This is a genomic window from Curtobacterium sp. MCBA15_009, assembly GCF_001864895.1.
Lineage (GTDB): Bacteria > Actinomycetota > Actinomycetes > Actinomycetales > Microbacteriaceae > Curtobacterium.
On record NZ_MJGO01000037.1, the window covers coordinates 569,366 to 585,228 of the forward strand.

12 protein-coding genes are annotated in these 15,863 nt (G+C 70.7%); 10 read left to right on the forward strand and 2 right to left on the reverse strand.

The features are described 5' to 3' along the window. The first annotated feature begins 212 nt into the window (after positions 1-212). The 3 genes from BIU97_RS11160 (at position 213) to BIU97_RS11170 (ending at position 3,233) form a co-directional block, all read left to right on the forward strand. Positions 213-1,475 (forward strand): NucA/NucB deoxyribonuclease domain-containing protein, encoded by a 1,263-nt coding sequence (locus tag BIU97_RS11160; RefSeq protein ID WP_139196000.1) that lies wholly within the window; start codon positions 213-215, stop codon positions 1,473-1,475. Positions 1,476-1,480: 5 nt separating this feature from the next. Next, complete coding sequence (locus BIU97_RS17720) at positions 1,481-2,014, forward strand: hypothetical protein (protein WP_139196001.1); 534 nt, start codon at positions 1,481-1,483, stop codon at positions 2,012-2,014. A gap of 451 nt (positions 2,015-2,465) precedes the next feature. Then, entirely contained in the window at positions 2,466-3,233 is a 768-nt protein-coding gene (locus tag BIU97_RS11170; protein ID WP_071297665.1) for an SDR family NAD(P)-dependent oxidoreductase, read from the forward strand. 57 nt (positions 3,234-3,290) lie between these two features. Here BIU97_RS11170 and BIU97_RS11175 read toward each other — a convergent pair whose 3' ends face one another. After that, positions 3,291-3,710 carry a BLUF domain-containing protein gene (locus tag BIU97_RS11175; protein ID WP_071297666.1) on the reverse strand — a complete coding sequence of 140 codons (420 nt, stop codon included), beginning with the start codon at positions 3,708-3,710 and terminating at the stop codon, positions 3,291-3,293. 177 nt (positions 3,711-3,887) lie between these two features. On the opposite strand from BIU97_RS11175, the gene BIU97_RS11180 reads away from it, so the two are divergent. From BIU97_RS11180 to BIU97_RS11205, 6 genes are all read left to right on the forward strand, one after another. Next, the gene (locus BIU97_RS11180; protein ID WP_071297667.1) at positions 3,888-5,774 is read left to right on the forward strand and encodes an arabinofuranosidase catalytic domain-containing protein; all 1,887 of its coding nucleotides are present in this window, start codon (positions 3,888-3,890) and stop codon (positions 5,772-5,774) included. Positions 5,775-5,909: 135 nt separating this feature from the next. Further along, positions 5,910-6,959: a LacI family DNA-binding transcriptional regulator gene (locus BIU97_RS11185; protein WP_071297668.1), complete on the forward strand. Its 1,050-nt coding sequence runs from the start codon at positions 5,910-5,912 to the stop codon at positions 6,957-6,959. Positions 6,960-7,075: 116 nt separating this feature from the next. Next, a complete protein-coding gene (locus BIU97_RS11190) occupies positions 7,076-8,338 on the forward strand; it encodes a sugar ABC transporter substrate-binding protein (RefSeq protein ID WP_071297669.1) in 1,263 nt (420 codons plus the stop codon). Then, on the forward strand, positions 8,335-9,297 hold the full coding sequence (locus BIU97_RS11195) for a carbohydrate ABC transporter permease (protein WP_071297670.1): 963 nt from the start codon (positions 8,335-8,337) through the stop codon (positions 9,295-9,297). The genes BIU97_RS11190 and BIU97_RS11195 overlap by 4 nt, the downstream gene beginning before the upstream one ends. Then, positions 9,287-10,207 (forward strand): carbohydrate ABC transporter permease, encoded by a 921-nt coding sequence (locus tag BIU97_RS11200; RefSeq protein WP_217640107.1) that lies wholly within the window; start codon positions 9,287-9,289, stop codon positions 10,205-10,207. The genes BIU97_RS11195 and BIU97_RS11200 overlap by 11 nt, the downstream gene beginning before the upstream one ends. After that, positions 10,204-11,526 (forward strand): family 1 glycosylhydrolase, encoded by a 1,323-nt coding sequence (locus BIU97_RS11205; RefSeq protein ID WP_071297671.1) that lies wholly within the window; start codon positions 10,204-10,206, stop codon positions 11,524-11,526. The genes BIU97_RS11200 and BIU97_RS11205 overlap by 4 nt, the downstream gene beginning before the upstream one ends. A gap of 19 nt (positions 11,527-11,545) precedes the next feature. Here BIU97_RS11205 and BIU97_RS11210 read toward each other — a convergent pair whose 3' ends face one another. Then, complete coding sequence (locus tag BIU97_RS11210; RefSeq protein ID WP_071258027.1) at positions 11,546-12,412, reverse strand: AraC family transcriptional regulator; 867 nt, start codon at positions 12,410-12,412, stop codon at positions 11,546-11,548. Between the two features lie 92 nt (positions 12,413-12,504). Here BIU97_RS11210 and BIU97_RS11215 point away from each other — a divergent pair, with 92 nt between their 5' ends. After that, the gene (locus tag BIU97_RS11215; RefSeq protein WP_071258025.1) at positions 12,505-15,816 is read left to right on the forward strand and encodes a DUF5107 domain-containing protein; all 3,312 of its coding nucleotides are present in this window, start codon (positions 12,505-12,507) and stop codon (positions 15,814-15,816) included. Positions 15,817-15,863: the final 47 nt, after the last annotated feature.

The window sequence follows — 15,863 nt, forward strand, 5'->3', positions numbered from 1 at the left end:
CGCCAGCAGTGCTGTAGCTCCTCCTCTCGGTCACGCTCGACGTGGTAGGAAATGGATTTTGCCAAGGGGTTGCGCCTGTTGGTTGCGAACCCCCGAACGGGGGGCGGCGACGATGCTGTGTGCCCTGTCAGGGTGGCGACGTGAGAAAACTGAGGGGAACTCTCCGAACCACTGTCGCAGCTTCGGCTGCCACCGCTCTCGCAGCGGCACTCTTGACCATCGGGACATCACCCGCACAAGCCGCTGGCCCGTACGACGCCGTCACATCGTCCTCGCTGCGGAACTTTGCGACAGCGGTTGAGTACAGCGCGATCTTCGGTTCCGGCAACTACGACGACACGAACGCCTCCGACCTCTCCGACTGGGGATGGTCCGAGAGCGGCAACAGCACCACAGCCATCGAGATGTGGGTCGAAGGCAATGGTGACTCCTGGAAGGCGACCGCCCGTGACACCCGCGGGGGAGACGAGTACTCGTACTCATCGAACAGCGCCTTCAACGGTGGTAGCGCTGCGTCCGTGCGCGCCTCCGCGCAGCAGCCGACCAGCGCCGTCGGCGCCGCGGGCTTGACCGTTCATCGGCTCTCCGACGGGCTCGACGCCGAAGCGCTCGCGGCGTCGCTGCTCGCGATCGCACCGTCGCAGCTCTGCGACGGCCTGGCATTCGTGCCTGGCACCCACAACCTCGGCAGCTCCCTCACCGACCAGTACATCGCTTGCACTCGTGCGGCGCAGGCCAGTGGCGCCACGAGCCGTTCGGTGCTCCTCGCCGTCCGTTCATCCGGCGGTGCGGCAGCGCTGTCCGCGCTGGCGATCTACTACGTGGGCGATGGCACGCAGACGGCGACTGCACCCGCGTGGACGCAGCAGGCAAACCCCGCCCCGCCATCGGCGCCAGAGCCGCCGGCGCAGTTGCCAGGCTTCTGGCGAGTCGGCGCCGTCGCGTCAGCACTCACCGGGACGAACCCGGACCTCACGCCCAGCGACGCCCAGGTCGCAGCAAAACAGTGCATCGCCTACGTCGCCGCGGCAGGGCAGAACCCTTACGACGAATGCAAGAACCGTCCGATCTTCGTCTCCGGGCAGGAAGACGCCGTCGATGAAGCTACAAATCACGACATCGACGCCATGCTGACCCATCCCGCGTGGGTGCTCCAGGACTACCGTCCAGCGGCAGAGAACCCGAGTCCTCGAAGCTGGTACTCGTCGTCGCCGGCCTGTCAGAACCAACCCGCCGGAAACTCCTGTGACGAGTTCCCGCTCTACAGCACCCTGCAGGGCGGCAACACTGCATCCCCGCTCCCGAGCTTGCGCTCGATCACCAGCACGGACAACAGTGCACAAGGCGGCCAGTACGGCAGCTTCGTGACGAAGTGCCACCTCAACACGGCACCCCGAAGCGAACGTGGCATCGTGTGGGCTCCAGCGCCACGGGGATCTGCCGTGGCCACGCTCAAGATCTGCAACGGACACTGAACAGCATGAACAACGATGAGGAGCTCGACGCGTACGCCCGACGAGTGTCGTCGAGCTCCTCGTCCCCCTTGCGCTTGCGACCAGGTCTCGAACCCACCGACCACAGCCTGGCTCGGCTGCCTCCCGAGGTCGCCTCGATCTGGCGATGGCGGGACGGACAGAACCCCGGCGATGAGTTCGTCCCAGGCGCGCGTTTCCTTCCGCTCAGCACGGCGGTCGCAGAAGGAGAGGCGATGCTACGGTCCCGACGTGCGCTCCCCGACCATCCAGATCACCGGCCAGGAACGTTCTGGCTGGCGTTCGTCACCGACGGCACAGTCGCGCAGATCATCGAACACGGCCCTGACGTCGCCACGAGCGCGCTGGTCTTCGATCCGAGCGGATTCGTTGACGACTATCCGGTCGTCCCGGTCGGGGACCTGTTGCGCCTCTGGCGCACCACGGCGGTCACCAGGGCTTGGACTTGGAACGGCTCCGCCTGGCGCATCGATCACACGCTGTACCCGGACGTGCCTCTTCGCCGGCTGCTCCTCGTGTGAAGCGTTCGTCCACCCGACACCGGGTGAGAGGCGACAGCAGATGACGCGGCGTCACATCATCGAGGAGCTCGGCGCGGACGCAGCAGCGGTGGCGCCGAGCTCCTTCGCGGTCGTTGCCCGGATACGCCCGGGGATCACGGCCGCTGAACTGGAGTGACCGGAACACGAGTTGGAGATCGCCCTTCCCCACGATGCCCGAGCTGATCGGGAGTGGCGAGACCGCGAAGAAGCCGATCATCCGGCCACGGAGTCGGGCCTGGCGCGGGGTGGATGCGAGATTGCGCCCGCGGCGGTTGCGGCCTCCGCCACGGGTCCGCTGATCGACTGCGCACAGCGTCGGCACCCCGGCCATACGCCGCCCGACCCGCCTGCACACTGCCTCAGCCCGCTGACCGGACGCTCCCCGGTCCCCAGGAGCATCGTGGCCGTCAGGAACCCACCAGGAGGAAGCATGCTGCTCGAAGGCAAGACCATCGTCGTCACCGGCGGGAACAGCGGGATCGGTGAGCAGATCTGCCTCGCCGCAGCCGCGGAGGGCGCGAACATCGTCATCGACTACGTCGCCCACCCCGAGGAGACGGAGTCGCTGATCCAGCGGATCGAGCAGGCCGGCGGTCATGCGGTCGGCGTCGACGCCGACATCACGAAGGCGGACGACCTGCACCGCATGGTGCAGAAGGCGGTCGACTCGTTCGGCTCGCTCGACGTCCTGGTGAACAACGCCGGCATGGAGGACCGGAAGTCGCTGCTCGAGGAAACCGAGGAGGGCTACGACAAGCTCATGGCGGTCAACATGAAGAGCGCGTTCTTCGGCACCCAGGCCGCTGCGAAGCAGTTCATCGCGCAGCGCGACGGTGGACTCGTCCTGAACATCTCGAGCGTGCACGAGGACTGGCCGATGCCCGGCAACCTGGCGTACTGCGTGTCGAAGGGCGGCATGCGGATGCTGGCGCGGAGCGGCGGCGTCGAGCTCGGTCCGCACGGCGTCCGGATCGTGAACATCGCGCCGGGGGCGGTCGACACCCCGATCAACACCGCGACAACCTCGGACCCGCAGAAGCTCAAGCAGCTCGACGATGCCATCCCGCTCGGTCGCCCGGCGAAGCCGCACGAGATCGCCGAGGTCGTCGTCTTCCTGGCGTCCGGCAAGGCCGCCTACATGACGAGCACCACGGTCACGATCGACGGCGGGATCTCCCAGGGCAGCGTCGGACTGTAGGCACCGCAGAAGCGGCGCGCCGACAGGCGCCTCCGGACACCGCAGCAGTGCCGCGGTTCAGCGCCCCGCCGGCCGGAACCACCGGATGAGCTCGCGCAGCGCCGGCAGCGAGCTCACCTGGGTGCCGCCGGCAGCGTCGAGGTCGTCGAAGGTGGTCCGGTAACCCGGAGCATGCTCGACGTCGGAGTCCTCGGCGGGGAAGCCCATCGTCCACTCCGGGAACTGTCGTTCCTCGACGAGTTCCTCGACCAGGACGGAGACCTTGGTGTGCCGGTCGTCGTGCTTGATGGTCGCCATCTTGTCGCGGACGGCCTGGTCCGGCCCCTCGAGCAGCTGCAGGAAGTAGCCGTTGCGGAAGAGCAGGACGCCGGTGATGTCGTTCTCGGCGTTCGCGCGTCGGCTCTGTGTGAGCAGGGCGGCGAGGTCGTCGTCCTCGAGGTGTCGGGTGGCGAGGCTCGAGTAGATGAGGGACAGCATCGGAGGCTCCTTGTCGGGGGTCGTGCCGGGACGGTCAGTCAACTCCGTGGGTGCCGTGTGCCCGATCGGACTGTTGCGCCGACCGGACCTGCGCTATCCTGGTCGCGGTTAATCGATTAAGCATCCTCGCGATCGACCGCATCCGCAAGCAACGACGCTCGGAAGGAACCGCTCACCATGCACTCCAGACCACTCACACGAAGGCGGCGTCCCCTCGCCGCCGCGCTCGGCGCCCTCGCCCTCGTCACCGGCGGCCTGTTCGCCACGACGTTCGGCGCCGGCGCTGCCTCGGCAGCCACGAACGGCCCGTGCGACACGTACGGCAGCGCCGGCACGTCGTGCGTCGCCGCCTACAGCTCGACCCGCGCGCTCTTCGCCGCGTACAACGGCCCGCTCTACCAGGTGCAGCGCGCCTCGGACGGCGCGACCACGAACGTCGGGCTGCTCGCCGCGGGCGGGTACGCGAACGCCGCGACGCAGGACGCGTTCTGCTCCGGCACCACGTGCACCATCCCGAAGATCTACGACCAGACGAGCAACCACAACGACCTGACGGTCGCCGGGGCGGGGGACGCGGGCCCGGCGAACCACGCCGCCGACGCCGCGGCGCTGCCGATCACGGTCGCCGGGCACAAGGCCTACGGCGTCTTCATGCCGCAGCAGGTCGCCTACCGCATCTCGAGCACGGTCGCGAAGGGTACCGCCCGCGGCGCCAGCCCGGAGTCGATGTACGAGGTCGCCAGCGGCACCAACGTCAACCACGGCTGCTGCTCGGACTTCGGCAACGTCGAGACCCTGCCGCAGGACACCGGCAAGGGGCACATGGACGCCCTGAACCTGTCGATGCTGAACGGCAAGGGCAGCGCGGGCCGCGGTCCGTGGGTGCAGGCCGACCTGGAGAACGGCGTCTACGAGGGGAAGACGGCGATCACCACGGCGAACACCGGCAACTCGAGCAAGTTCGTCACCGCGCTGCTCAAGAACGACGGCGTCGCGAACTTCGCGCTGAAGGGCGGGGACGCGCAGGGCGGTTCGTTGTCGAAGTGGTACGAGGGCGCGCTGCCCACAGACCGGGACGGCGACGGCCAGGGCTACACGCCGATGAAGCTCGAGGGCTCGATCGTGCTCGGTGCCGGCGGCGACAACTCGAACCGCGGCACGCAGTCGTTCTTCGAGGGCGTCATGACCACGGGGTACTCGACCGACGCCGCGGACAGCGCGGTGCAGGCGAACATCGTCGCGCAGGGCTACCAGGGCGTGTCGACCGGCGGGGGACCCGGCGCGTCCATCACCGGCCTCGGCGGCAAGTGCGTCGACGTCGCCGGTGACGACACCGGCGGCAACACCGCGGTCGTGCAGTTGTACGACTGCCGGACCCTGGCGGCGGACCAGCACTGGCTCGGCAGCGTCTACGGCACCCACACGCTGAGCACGCTGGGGCGCTGCCTCGACGCGAACGGCAACGGGACCGCGAACGGCACCCACGTCGAGCTCTACGACTGCAACGGCGTCGGCGGGCAGCAGTGGATCGTGCAGCCGGACGGGTCGATCAAGAACCCGCAGTCCGGCCGGTGCCTCGACGTGCCGTCGGGCAACACCGCGAACGGCACGGCGCTGCAGCTCTACGACTGCAACGGCAACGCCGCGCAGAGGTTCGTCGCCGCGGTCCCCATCGGCACCATCGGCGGCAAGTGCGTCGACGTGGCGGGCAACGACCTGCAGCAGAACGGCCAGCAGGTGCAGGTGTACGACTGCCAGACCCTGTTGACCGACGAGCAGACGACCGACCAGCAGTGGGCGTACGACGCCGGTGACCACACCATCCGCACGCTCGGCCGGTGCCTGGACCTCGACGGCAACGCGACGGCGAACGGCACGCACCTGGAGCTGTACACGTGCAACGGCGTCGGCGGACAGCAGTGGGTGCCGCAGGCGAACGGGTCCGTGCTGAACCCGCAGTCCGGCCGGTGCCTCGACGTGCCGTCGGGCAACACCGCGAACGGCACCGCCCTGCAGCTGTACGACTGCAACGGGCAGGCGCCGCAGGTGTTCCGCTTCAACTGATCCACCGGACAGGAGGCGCGGGGCAGCCCCGCCACGCGCCTCCTGTCCGATCCACACGCACCGCTTGCTCAATCGATTCAGCAGGTGCATGCTGTGCAGACTGGTTAATCGATAAAACAACCCGAGGAGGCGCTCGTGCCGAAGTCCGTGACCCTGAAGGACGTGGCCGCCGCGGTCGGCGTCACCTCGGCCGCCGCGAGCATGGCGCTGTCCGGCCACGAGCGGATCAGCGAACGGACCCGGGCCGCCGTCAAGCAGGCGGCCGACGAGCTCGGGTACGTGCCGAGCTCCGCCGGTCGGGCGCTCCGCAGCCAGCGCGCCGACGCCGTGGCGCTCATCGTGCCGAACTCGTCGACCCACGTGTTCGGCCACCTGTACTTCATGCACGTCCTGACCGGCATGTCGACCGCGGCGAACGCGCACGACGCCCAGGTGATCGTCTCGACGAACGCCGACACGTCCTCGGGCAGCGTCGCGTACGAGCGTGTGATGCGGTCGCGGACGGCCGACGGCGCGATCGTCACGAGTGCCGCGATCGACGACGACCACGTGCAGACGCTCGTCGCGAGCGGGCTGCCCGTGGTGCTCATCGGCAACTACCCGCACCTCGACCGGGCGGTCTCCGTCGGCATCGACGACGTCGCGGCGACCGAGCGACTCGTCGAGCACCTGGTCACGGTGCACGGCCGCCGCCGGTTGCTGCACGTCACCGGCACGCTCGACCACCAGACCGGCATCGACCGTCGCGACGGGTTCCTCCGCGCGGCGGACGAGCACGGCCTGACCGACGTCACGGTGGTCGAGGGGGACCTGTCCGAGGCCTCCGGTGCCGCGGCGGTCGAACAGGCCCTCGCGAGCGGGGCCGACCACGACGGCATCGTCTTCGCGAACGACGACATGGCCGTCGGGGGCCTCCGGGTCCTGCGTCGCGCGGGCATCCGCGTCCCCGAGGACGTCTCGGTCGTCGGCTTCGACGACTTCGGCCTCGCCCGGGTGACGACCCCCGGCATCACCACCGTCCGCGTGCCCGCCGAGGAGATGGGGCGCATCGCCACCGAGCGCCTCTTCGACCTCGTCGACCGCCGGACCCCCAGCACGACCGGGCAGCACACCGAGCTGCCCGTCGAGGTCGTCCTCCGCGGATCCTGCGGGTGCGACGACGACCGCGAGCAGCCGACCGGCTGAGCCGCTCCCGACAGCACCACCCGAACCAGCACGACCCGAACCCGCACCACCACAGCGCCGATCGACACCGAACACCGACCCGCGCACCCACCTGCAACGCAAAGGAGCGTTCGACCATGAAGCACGCACGCACGACCCTCGCGGTCGTCTCCGGTGCCGCCGCCCTCGCCCTCGTCCTGACCGGCTGCTCGGCCGGCGGGTCCGCGGACACCGACGGTCCCGTCACCCTCAAGGTCTGGACCGGGTTCACCGGTGGCGACCGCCCCGGCTACGCCACGATCGTCAAGGACTTCGAGAAGACCCATCCGAAGATCACGGTCGACATGACCGTCCAGCCGTGGGACACCATCCAGCAGAAGCTGCCGTCGGCCTGGCTCACCGGGCAGGGTCCCGACGTCGCGGCGGTGTCGAGCGACCCGAACGCCGTCGCGCAGTACGTGAAGACGAACTCGGTGCTGCCGATCACGATGACGGGCAGCGGCGACGGCAAGATCAACACGTCGGAGTTCGCACCGGGGACCGTCGAGGAGTTCACCTACGACGGCAAGCTCTACGGCGTCCCGGCCAACTTCGCGACGCTCAGCCTGTACTACAACAAGAAGCTCTTCGAGGACGCCGGCATCGCGAAGCCGCCGACGACCGTGCAGGAGCTGGCGGCCGACGCGAAGCAGCTCACCACCGGGGGCAAGTACGGCATCGCGCTCGCCGACAACCAGACGATCCAGATGTGGCCGGTCCTGCAGTGGCTCGAGGGCGGCGACATCGTCACGAGCAAGGGCTGCAGCGCGGTGCAGACGAGCGCATCGCGCCAGGGCCTCGAGACCTGGGGCGACCTGGTCGCGAAGGACAAGGTGAGCCCGGTCGGCCTCACCGGCGCCGAGGCCGACTCGCTGTTCTCGGCCGGCAAGGCCGCGATGGAGATCAACGGGCCGTGGGCGGCCTCCGGGTACAAGTCGGCCGGCATCGACCTCGGCATCGTGAAGGTCCCGGTCGGCGTCGACGGCAAGTCGTCGACGCTCGGCTCGATCGCACCGCTGTCGATCTCGGCGAAGACGAAGTACCCGGAGCAGGCGCAGCAGTTCCTGGCGTACTGGACGTCGAAGACCGCGCAGCAGAAGTTCTCGCTGCAGACCGGCTTCCCGCCGCTCCGCACCGACCTGTCGGACGACGCGAAGCTGCAGGCCGACCCGACGGTGTCGGTCTTCGCCAGCCAGGTCGGGGACGCCCGCCTCTACCTGCCGCACGTGCCGGACGCCACCAAGGTCGACTCCGACGCCTACGTCCCGATGATCGGCAAGATCACCCGCGGCACCTCCGTCGCGGACGCGACGAAGGAAGCCGCGCAGACCATCGACGGCCTGACCGGTTGCAGCAAGTGACCGACCAGACCACCGGGTCGGCCCCGGCACGCACGGCGCGTGCCGGGGCCCCCGCCTCCGACCCCGGTCGGGAGGCGCGCCCCACCCGCCGCCGAGCGCGCCGCTTCCAGCCGGCCTGGCTCTTCATGGCCCCGTCGCTGCTCATCCTCGGCGTGTTCGTCGTCTTCCCGATCCTGCGCTCGCTGTACTACTCGTTCTTCGACTGGACGGTCGGTGCGGTCTCGCAGCAGTTCGTCGGCTTCGGCAACTACGTGCAGCTCGCCCACGACCCGCAGTTCTGGAACGCCCTGCGCGTCACGCTCGAGTACACGGTCGTCTCCGTCGTCCTGCTCGTGGTGCTCGGCTTCGTCGCCGCGCTCCTGCTGCAGCGGGACACGCTGCTCAACCGGATCGTCCGGTCGGTGTTCTTCTTCCCGACGATCGTGTCGCTCGTCACCATCGGCCTGGTCTGGAAGTTCCTGCTCGACCCCGACATCGGGCTCGTCGGCGGCATCACCGCCCTGCTCGGGCTGCCGAGCGTCGCCTGGCTGCAGTCGACCTCGCTCGCCCTGCCGACCGTGATCCTGGTCTCGGTGTGGAAGAGCATCGGCTTCGCGATGATCCTGTTCATCGCCGGGCTCAAGGGCGTGCCGGCGGAACGCTACGAGGCCGCCGAGCTCGACGGCGCGAACCGCTGGCAGACCACCTGGCGGATCACGCTGCCGAGCATCCGGCCGACGCTGCTCTTCACGTCGATGATCCTGACGATCCAGTCGTTCCAGGTGTTCGACCTCGTCTACGTCATGACCGGCGGCGGCCCCGTGTTCGCCACCGACTCCCTCGTGAACCTGCTCTACCGCGACGGCTTCGTCGACTACCAGACCGGCTACGCGTCGGCGATCTCCTGGGTCCTCTTCGTGATCATCATGCTCATCTCCGTCCTGCAACTCCGACTCTTCCGGTACGACGATGTCGACTGACGCGCTCACCCGGCGACCGTCCGAGACGGAGCCGACCCGTGCCTCCCGGCCGACCACCGACCACCGACGGCGGCGACACGGTCGCCGGAGCGGCCTCGTCGTCACCGGCTCCGTCCTGAAGTGGGTGTACCTCGGCATCGGACTCGTGTTCGCGCTCGTGCCGTTCGTCTGGATGGTGAGCGGGTCGTTCCGCTCCGAGGCGGACCTGTTCGGCCACCCCGCCACGCTGTTCCCGACCAGCGTCACGCTGCACGGGTACCAGGGCGTGTGGTCGCAGCTGCCGTTCCTGCGGCTCCTGCTCAACTCGTTCGTGTTCACGGCCGTGACCACCGTGCTGACGCTGCTCTTCGACTCGATGTGCGCCTACGCGCTCGCGCGGATGCGGTTCGTCGGCCGGAACGTCGCGTTCGTGCTCGTCATCGCGACGCTCATGGTGCCGTTCCAGGTGACGCTCATCCCGGTCTTCGTGGAGCTGTTCCACCTCGGCTGGCTGAACACCTACCAGGGGCTCATCATCCCGCGGGCCACCTCGGCCTTCGGCATCTTCCTGTTCCGACAGTTCTTCATCGACATCCCCCCGGAGCTCGACGAGGCCGCGCGCATCGACGGTGCCGGGCACTGGCGGATCTACTGGCAGGTCATCCTGCCGCTGGCGAAGCCCGCGATCGCGACCGTGGCGGTCCTCAACGGCATGGCGCTGTGGAACGACCTGCTCTGGCCGCTCGTCATCAGCACCTCGGACGACATGCTCACCCTGCCGGCCGGGCTGACGCTCTTCGGCGGAGCCCACGTGACGGACCACGCCGTCCTGCTCGCCGGGGCCGTGATCTCGCTGCTGCCGATCGCCGTCGGGTTCTTCTTCGCGCAGAAGTACTTCGTCGCCGGCGTCGCGACGTCCGGGCTGAAGTGACCGGCCCGTCCGCCTTCGCCCCCGGCACGTTCACGTGGGCGCTCGGCATCGAGGACACCTGCGTCTACCCACCCGCCCGGTTCGCGATGGCGCCGCTCGACGAGCACGCGCTCACCGACCACGACGCGTCCTGGCGGGCGGACCTGGACACCGTGCGCGAACTCGGCGCGCGAGCGCTGCGCTACGGGGTCGACTGGCCCCGGGTGCACACGGCACCGGGGGAGTTCGACTGGTCGGTGCTCGACGAACGGCTCCCGCACGCCGCGGCCGACGGCGTCACCGTGATCGCCGACCTGGTGCACTACGGCACGCCCACCTGGCTCGACGACTCCTTCGCCGACCCGGGGTACCCCGATGCGATCGCCGAGTTCGCCGGCGCCTTCGCCGCGCGGTACGCCGGCGTCGTCGACCACGTCACGCCGCTCAACGAACCCATCACCACGGCCTCGTTCGCCGGACTGCGCGGGGTGTGGCCTCCGGGCCTGACCGGCTGGGACGGGTGGACGTGCGTCGTGCTCGGCATCGCCGCGGGCATCCAGCGCACCGTCCGGGCCGTCCGTGCCGCGAACCCCGCGGCGGTCGTCGTCCACGTCGAGGCGAGCACCCTCGTCGAAGCCGCCGACGACACGGCCGAGACCCGGGCGGAGGCCGAGCTGCTCGAGACGCTCGGCACCGTGCCGACCGACCTCGTCCTCGGTCGCGTCACGGCCGACCACCCCGCCCACGGTTGGCTGCGTTCCCACGGCGCCACGACACCGGTGCTGCGGGCACTGATCGACGGCGCGGTGTCGATCGACCTGCTCGGCGTCAACTACTACCCGGACCTGTCACCCCGGCGGCTCGTGCACGAAGCGGGCCGGGTCGTGCAGCACGCACACGACCGGTGGACGGACGGCCTCGAGGAGACCGTCCGGCGCTTCGACCAGCGGTACGGGCTGCCGATCCTCGTGACCGAGACCTCCATCGAGGGCGACGACGCGGTGCGGTCCGCCTGGGTGCGGGACGCAGCCGGTGCGGTGCAGGGACTCGTGGCGCAGGGCGTCGACGTCCGGGGCTTCACGTGGTGGCCGATGTTCGACTTCGTGGACTGGTCCTACGCGGCCGGCGGCAGGAACGTCGAGGAGTTCGAGCTCCCCGCCGAACTCGTCGCGGAACGCGCCGAGAGCGTGCGGAAGACCCCGTACCTGCGGCGGATGGGCCTGCTCAGGCTCGAGGAGCAGCCCGACGGCACGCTCGCACGGGTCCGCACCGGTGCCGCGGCGGCGTTCTCGCGGTGCGCGGCCGGCGACGAGGAGGTGCAGCGGGCCGCGGGGTCGTGACGACCACGTCGAGGCGTCGTCACCCCCGCCGCGACCCTCGGTACGCCGTGGGCGTCTCGTCGTGCACCGCACGGAACACCCTGCTGAAGTAGAAGGGGTCGTCGTACCCGACCTCGGCGGCGATGGACTCGACGCTCCGCGTCGTCGTGTCCAGGAGCTCCCGTGCGCGGCCCATCCGGACCTGGGTCTGGAACCTGATCGGGCTCGTGCCGACGCGCTGCCGGAACTGCGCGGCGAAGTGCGACGGGCTCATCCGCGCCATCGCGGCGAGGCCGCCGACGGTGACGGACTCGGCGAGGTTGGCGACGATGTAGTCGCGGGCGGCGTCGACGACGGGCAGGGCGGTGGCGCCGGCGACCTGCTCGGCGCAGAGCTGGGCCATCAGGTGCCAGGCGGCGCCGGAGGCGGCGAGCAGGCTGGCGTCGGTGTCGCCGCGTTCCATCGCGCCGACGATCTCCTCGATGAGGGACACCGGGCGGTAGACGTCGCGCAGCTGGCGCACGGGCTGGGTGGCGGTCATGCCGCTGCTCCGCAGGAACTCCGCCAGGTCGCGGCCGAGCACGTGCACCCACCAGAGGGTCCAGGGGTCACGGTCGTCGGCTTCGTAGGCGTGGGGCACGCCGGGTGGCAGCACGACGACCTGACCGCGGCGGACCTCGTGCACGGCGCCGCCGACGTGCACGCGCCCGGCGCCGAGGACGCAGACCAGGACGACGCACTGCTCGGTGCCGGCGGGCCGGGCCTTGCCGTGCGCCTGGGCGGTCGGGAAGTAGCCGGCGTCGGTCACGACCAGGTGGGCGATCCCGGGCTGGGTGAGCGCCTGTGCCACGCGCCGCGCGGGGAGGACGCGGAGGCGTTGGCCGGGGAAACCGTCTTCGATGAGCACGCGCCATCATCACCCGCCCGTCGTCGGATCGTCCAGGTATTCCGTCGGATCCTGCGTTCCGCGGCGATGGGGGTGCTCCGTACGCTCGGTGCATGCTCAACGAAGAGTCGAGGCTCGACCTCCCTCCGATCCCCGCCGACCAGCAGGGCCAGGCCGTCGCCGCCTGGTCCGAACCGCTCGTCATCGACACGTACGAGCCGCAGGAGCCGGACCGGTTCCCGCAGTTCCTCGACCGGCGCGTCTACCAAGGATCGTCCGGGCGGGTCTTCCCACTGCCCTTCCACGAGCGCATCGCGTCGGAGAAGCGTCCGCACCGCTGGGAGGCCGTCCACCTCGAGAACCGCTGGGTCCGGGTCGTGGTGCTGCCGGAGCTCGGTGGGCGCATCCACATCGGGTACGACAAGACCGCCGACCACGACTTCTTCTACCGCAACAACGTCATCAAGCCGGCGCTCGTCGGTCTGACCGGGCCGTGGATCTCGGGTGGCGTTGAGTTCAACTGGCCGCAGCACCACCGCCCGGCGACGTTCCTGCCGACGGACGTGTCGATCGAGCGCGAGGCCGACGGCTCCGTCACGGTGTGGTGCTCGGACCACGACCCGTTCGCCCGGATGAAGGGCATGCACGGCATCCGGCTGCGCCCGGACTCCTCGGCGATCGAGGCCCGCGTCCGGCTCTACAACCGCAGTGAGCGCACCGAGACGTTCCTGTGGTGGGCGAACGTCGCCGCCGCGGTGAACGACGACTACCAGAGCTTCTTCCCGACGGACGTGCACCACGTCGCCGACCACGCCAAGCGCGCGATCGCGACGTTCCCCGCGGTCGACGGTACGTACTACGGGGTCGACTACCCGGCCCGGGTCGACGGGGAGCACCCCGACGCGGACCGGCTCGACTGGTACCGGAACATCCCGGTGCCGACGTCCTACATGGTGACCGACACCGAGGACGCCTTCTTCGGCGGGTACGACCACGGCCGCCAGGCCGGCTTCGTGCACTGGGCCGACCGCACGATCTCGCCGGGCAAGAAGCAGTGGACGTGGGGCGACGCGCCCTTCGGGCACGCCTGGGACGCGAACCTGACCGACACCGACGGCCCGTACGTCGAGCTCATGGCCGGCGTCTACACCGACAACCAGCCGGACTTCTCGTTCCTGGCACCCGGCGAGACGAAGACCTTCTCGCAGTTCTGGTACCCGATCAGCGCGATCGGCCCGGCGATGCAGGCCTCCCGCGACGCGGCGATCCGCGTCGACGTGCCGGAGCCGGGAGCGCTGCGCATCGGCGTCGCGACGAGCGTCGTCGCCGAGGACGCCGCCATCCGCATCGAGACCGCCGACGGTGCGGTGCTGGCCGTCCTGGAGGCACGGCTCACCCCCGACGCGCCGGTCGTCGTCGACTGGGCGGTGCCGTCCGGCACGGACGCCGCGACCCTGCGGGTCGCCGTCGTCGACGGTGACCACGAGCTCGTCCGGTTCGCGCGGCGACCGGTCGACGCGGCCGCCGCGGCGCCGGACCCCGCCGTCGCCCCGCCGGCTCCGGAGGACGTGACGACGACCGAGGAGCTCGACCTCATCGGCGACTACCTCGAGCAGTACCGGCACGCGACGCGCTCGCCGGAGCCGTACTGGCACGAGGCGCTGCGCCGGGACCCCGGGGACGTCCGGGCCCACGTCGCCCTCGGGACCCGCCGGTACGCGGCGGCCGAGTACGAGCGCGCGGTCGAGCACCTGCAGCACGCCGTCGACCGGCTCGTGTCCTGGGCGCCGAACCCCTCGAGCGGTCAGGCGCACCACCGACTCGGCCTCGCCCTGCTCCGCGCCGGTCGGGCCGACGACGGCCGCCGCGCGCTCGGCAAGGCCACGTGGAACGCCGCCGAGGCCGCTCCGGCGCACCTCGCGCTGGCCCGGAGCACCGCCGCCGAGGACCCCCGTGGTGCCCTCGAACACGTGCAGGCCGTGCTGCGGACGGACCGCGAGCACCTGCAGGCTCGGGACACGGCCGTCGTGCTCCTGCGCCGGCTCGGTCGTGCGGACGAGGCCGAGGCCCTGCTCGCCGAGACGCTCGCGATCGACCCGCTCGACCAGTGGGCGCGCCACCTCGGCGGGCGGCCGGTCAGCGACGACGCCACGGTGCTGCTCGACGTCGCGCTCGAGTACGCGTCCCTCGGCGCCACGGTACAGGCGCAGGACGTCCTCGCCCTCGCCGAGCAGCGGGCCGACCGGCAGGCGCTCGGCCAGGTGAACGTCCGGCCGCTCGTCGCGGTGCACCGTGCCGACCTCGCGCTTCGAGCCGGACGGACCGAGGACGCGCACCGCGCCGTCGCGTACGCAGCCGCCGTCGACCCGACGAACGCCCTGCCGTCGCGTCTCGACGACGTCGACGCGCTGCGTCGTGTCCTGGCGTTCGACCCGTCGGCAGCCGTCCTCTGGTCGATGCTCGGCTCGTGGCTGTACGACCGCGGGCAGGCCGAGGCCGCCGTCGACGCCTGGGAGCGCGGCGTCGCCGCGGGGCCAGGCGTACAGGACGCGGCGGTCCTGCACCGGAACCTCGGGGTGGCCGCGGTGAACGTCGCCGGCGACCTCGACCGCGCGGCCGAGCACTACGCCGCCGCCCGTGCCGCGCTGCCCGACGACGCCCGCCTGCTGTACGAGGCCGACGAGCTCGCCGCACGGTCCGGACGCCCGGCCGAGGAGCGCCTGCGGGCACTCGACGAACGACCCGACCTGGTGTCCGCACGCGACGACCTCACGCTCACCCGCGTCGGCCTGCTCCTCGACCTCGACCGGGTCGACGAAGCCCGGTCGGTGATGGCCGCCCGCCGGTTCCAGCCGTGGGAGGGCGGTGAGGGCGTCGCCCTCGCCGCCTGGGACCGCGCCGCCCTGGCCGTCGCCCGACGGGCGCTGGCCGCCGGCGACCCGGTCGCCGCCGCCGACGCCGTGGAGTCGGCACTGCACGCACCCGACTCCCTGGGCGAGGCACGGCACCCGCTCGCCACGACCGCCGACCTGCACCTCGTGCTCGGTGACGCGCTCGCGGAGCTGGGCCGGGCCTCCAGTGCGGAAGCCGCCTGGCGGACCGCAGCGGCCGCGACCGGCGACTTCACGGACATGGCGACGACCCCGTTCACCGAACGGAGCGTGTGGTCCGTCGCCGCGCTCGACCGCCTCGGCCGACACGACGAGGCGCGCGAGCGGCTCAACGAGCTCGCCCGGTACGTCGACGAGCTGGCCGTCGCCCCGACCGAGGTCGACTACTTCGCGACCTCGCTGCCGACCATGCTCCTGTTCCACGCGGACCAGGCCGCCGAACGCGACGCGACCGTCACCCGGTTGCGTGCCCTGCACGCGGAACTCTCCGCGTCCCTCACCACCTCGACGTCGCCGACACCGTCGCGCGACTGACGACCACGGGCGATCCCGCTCGACCCGGCAACGTCGCCGGCTCCAGG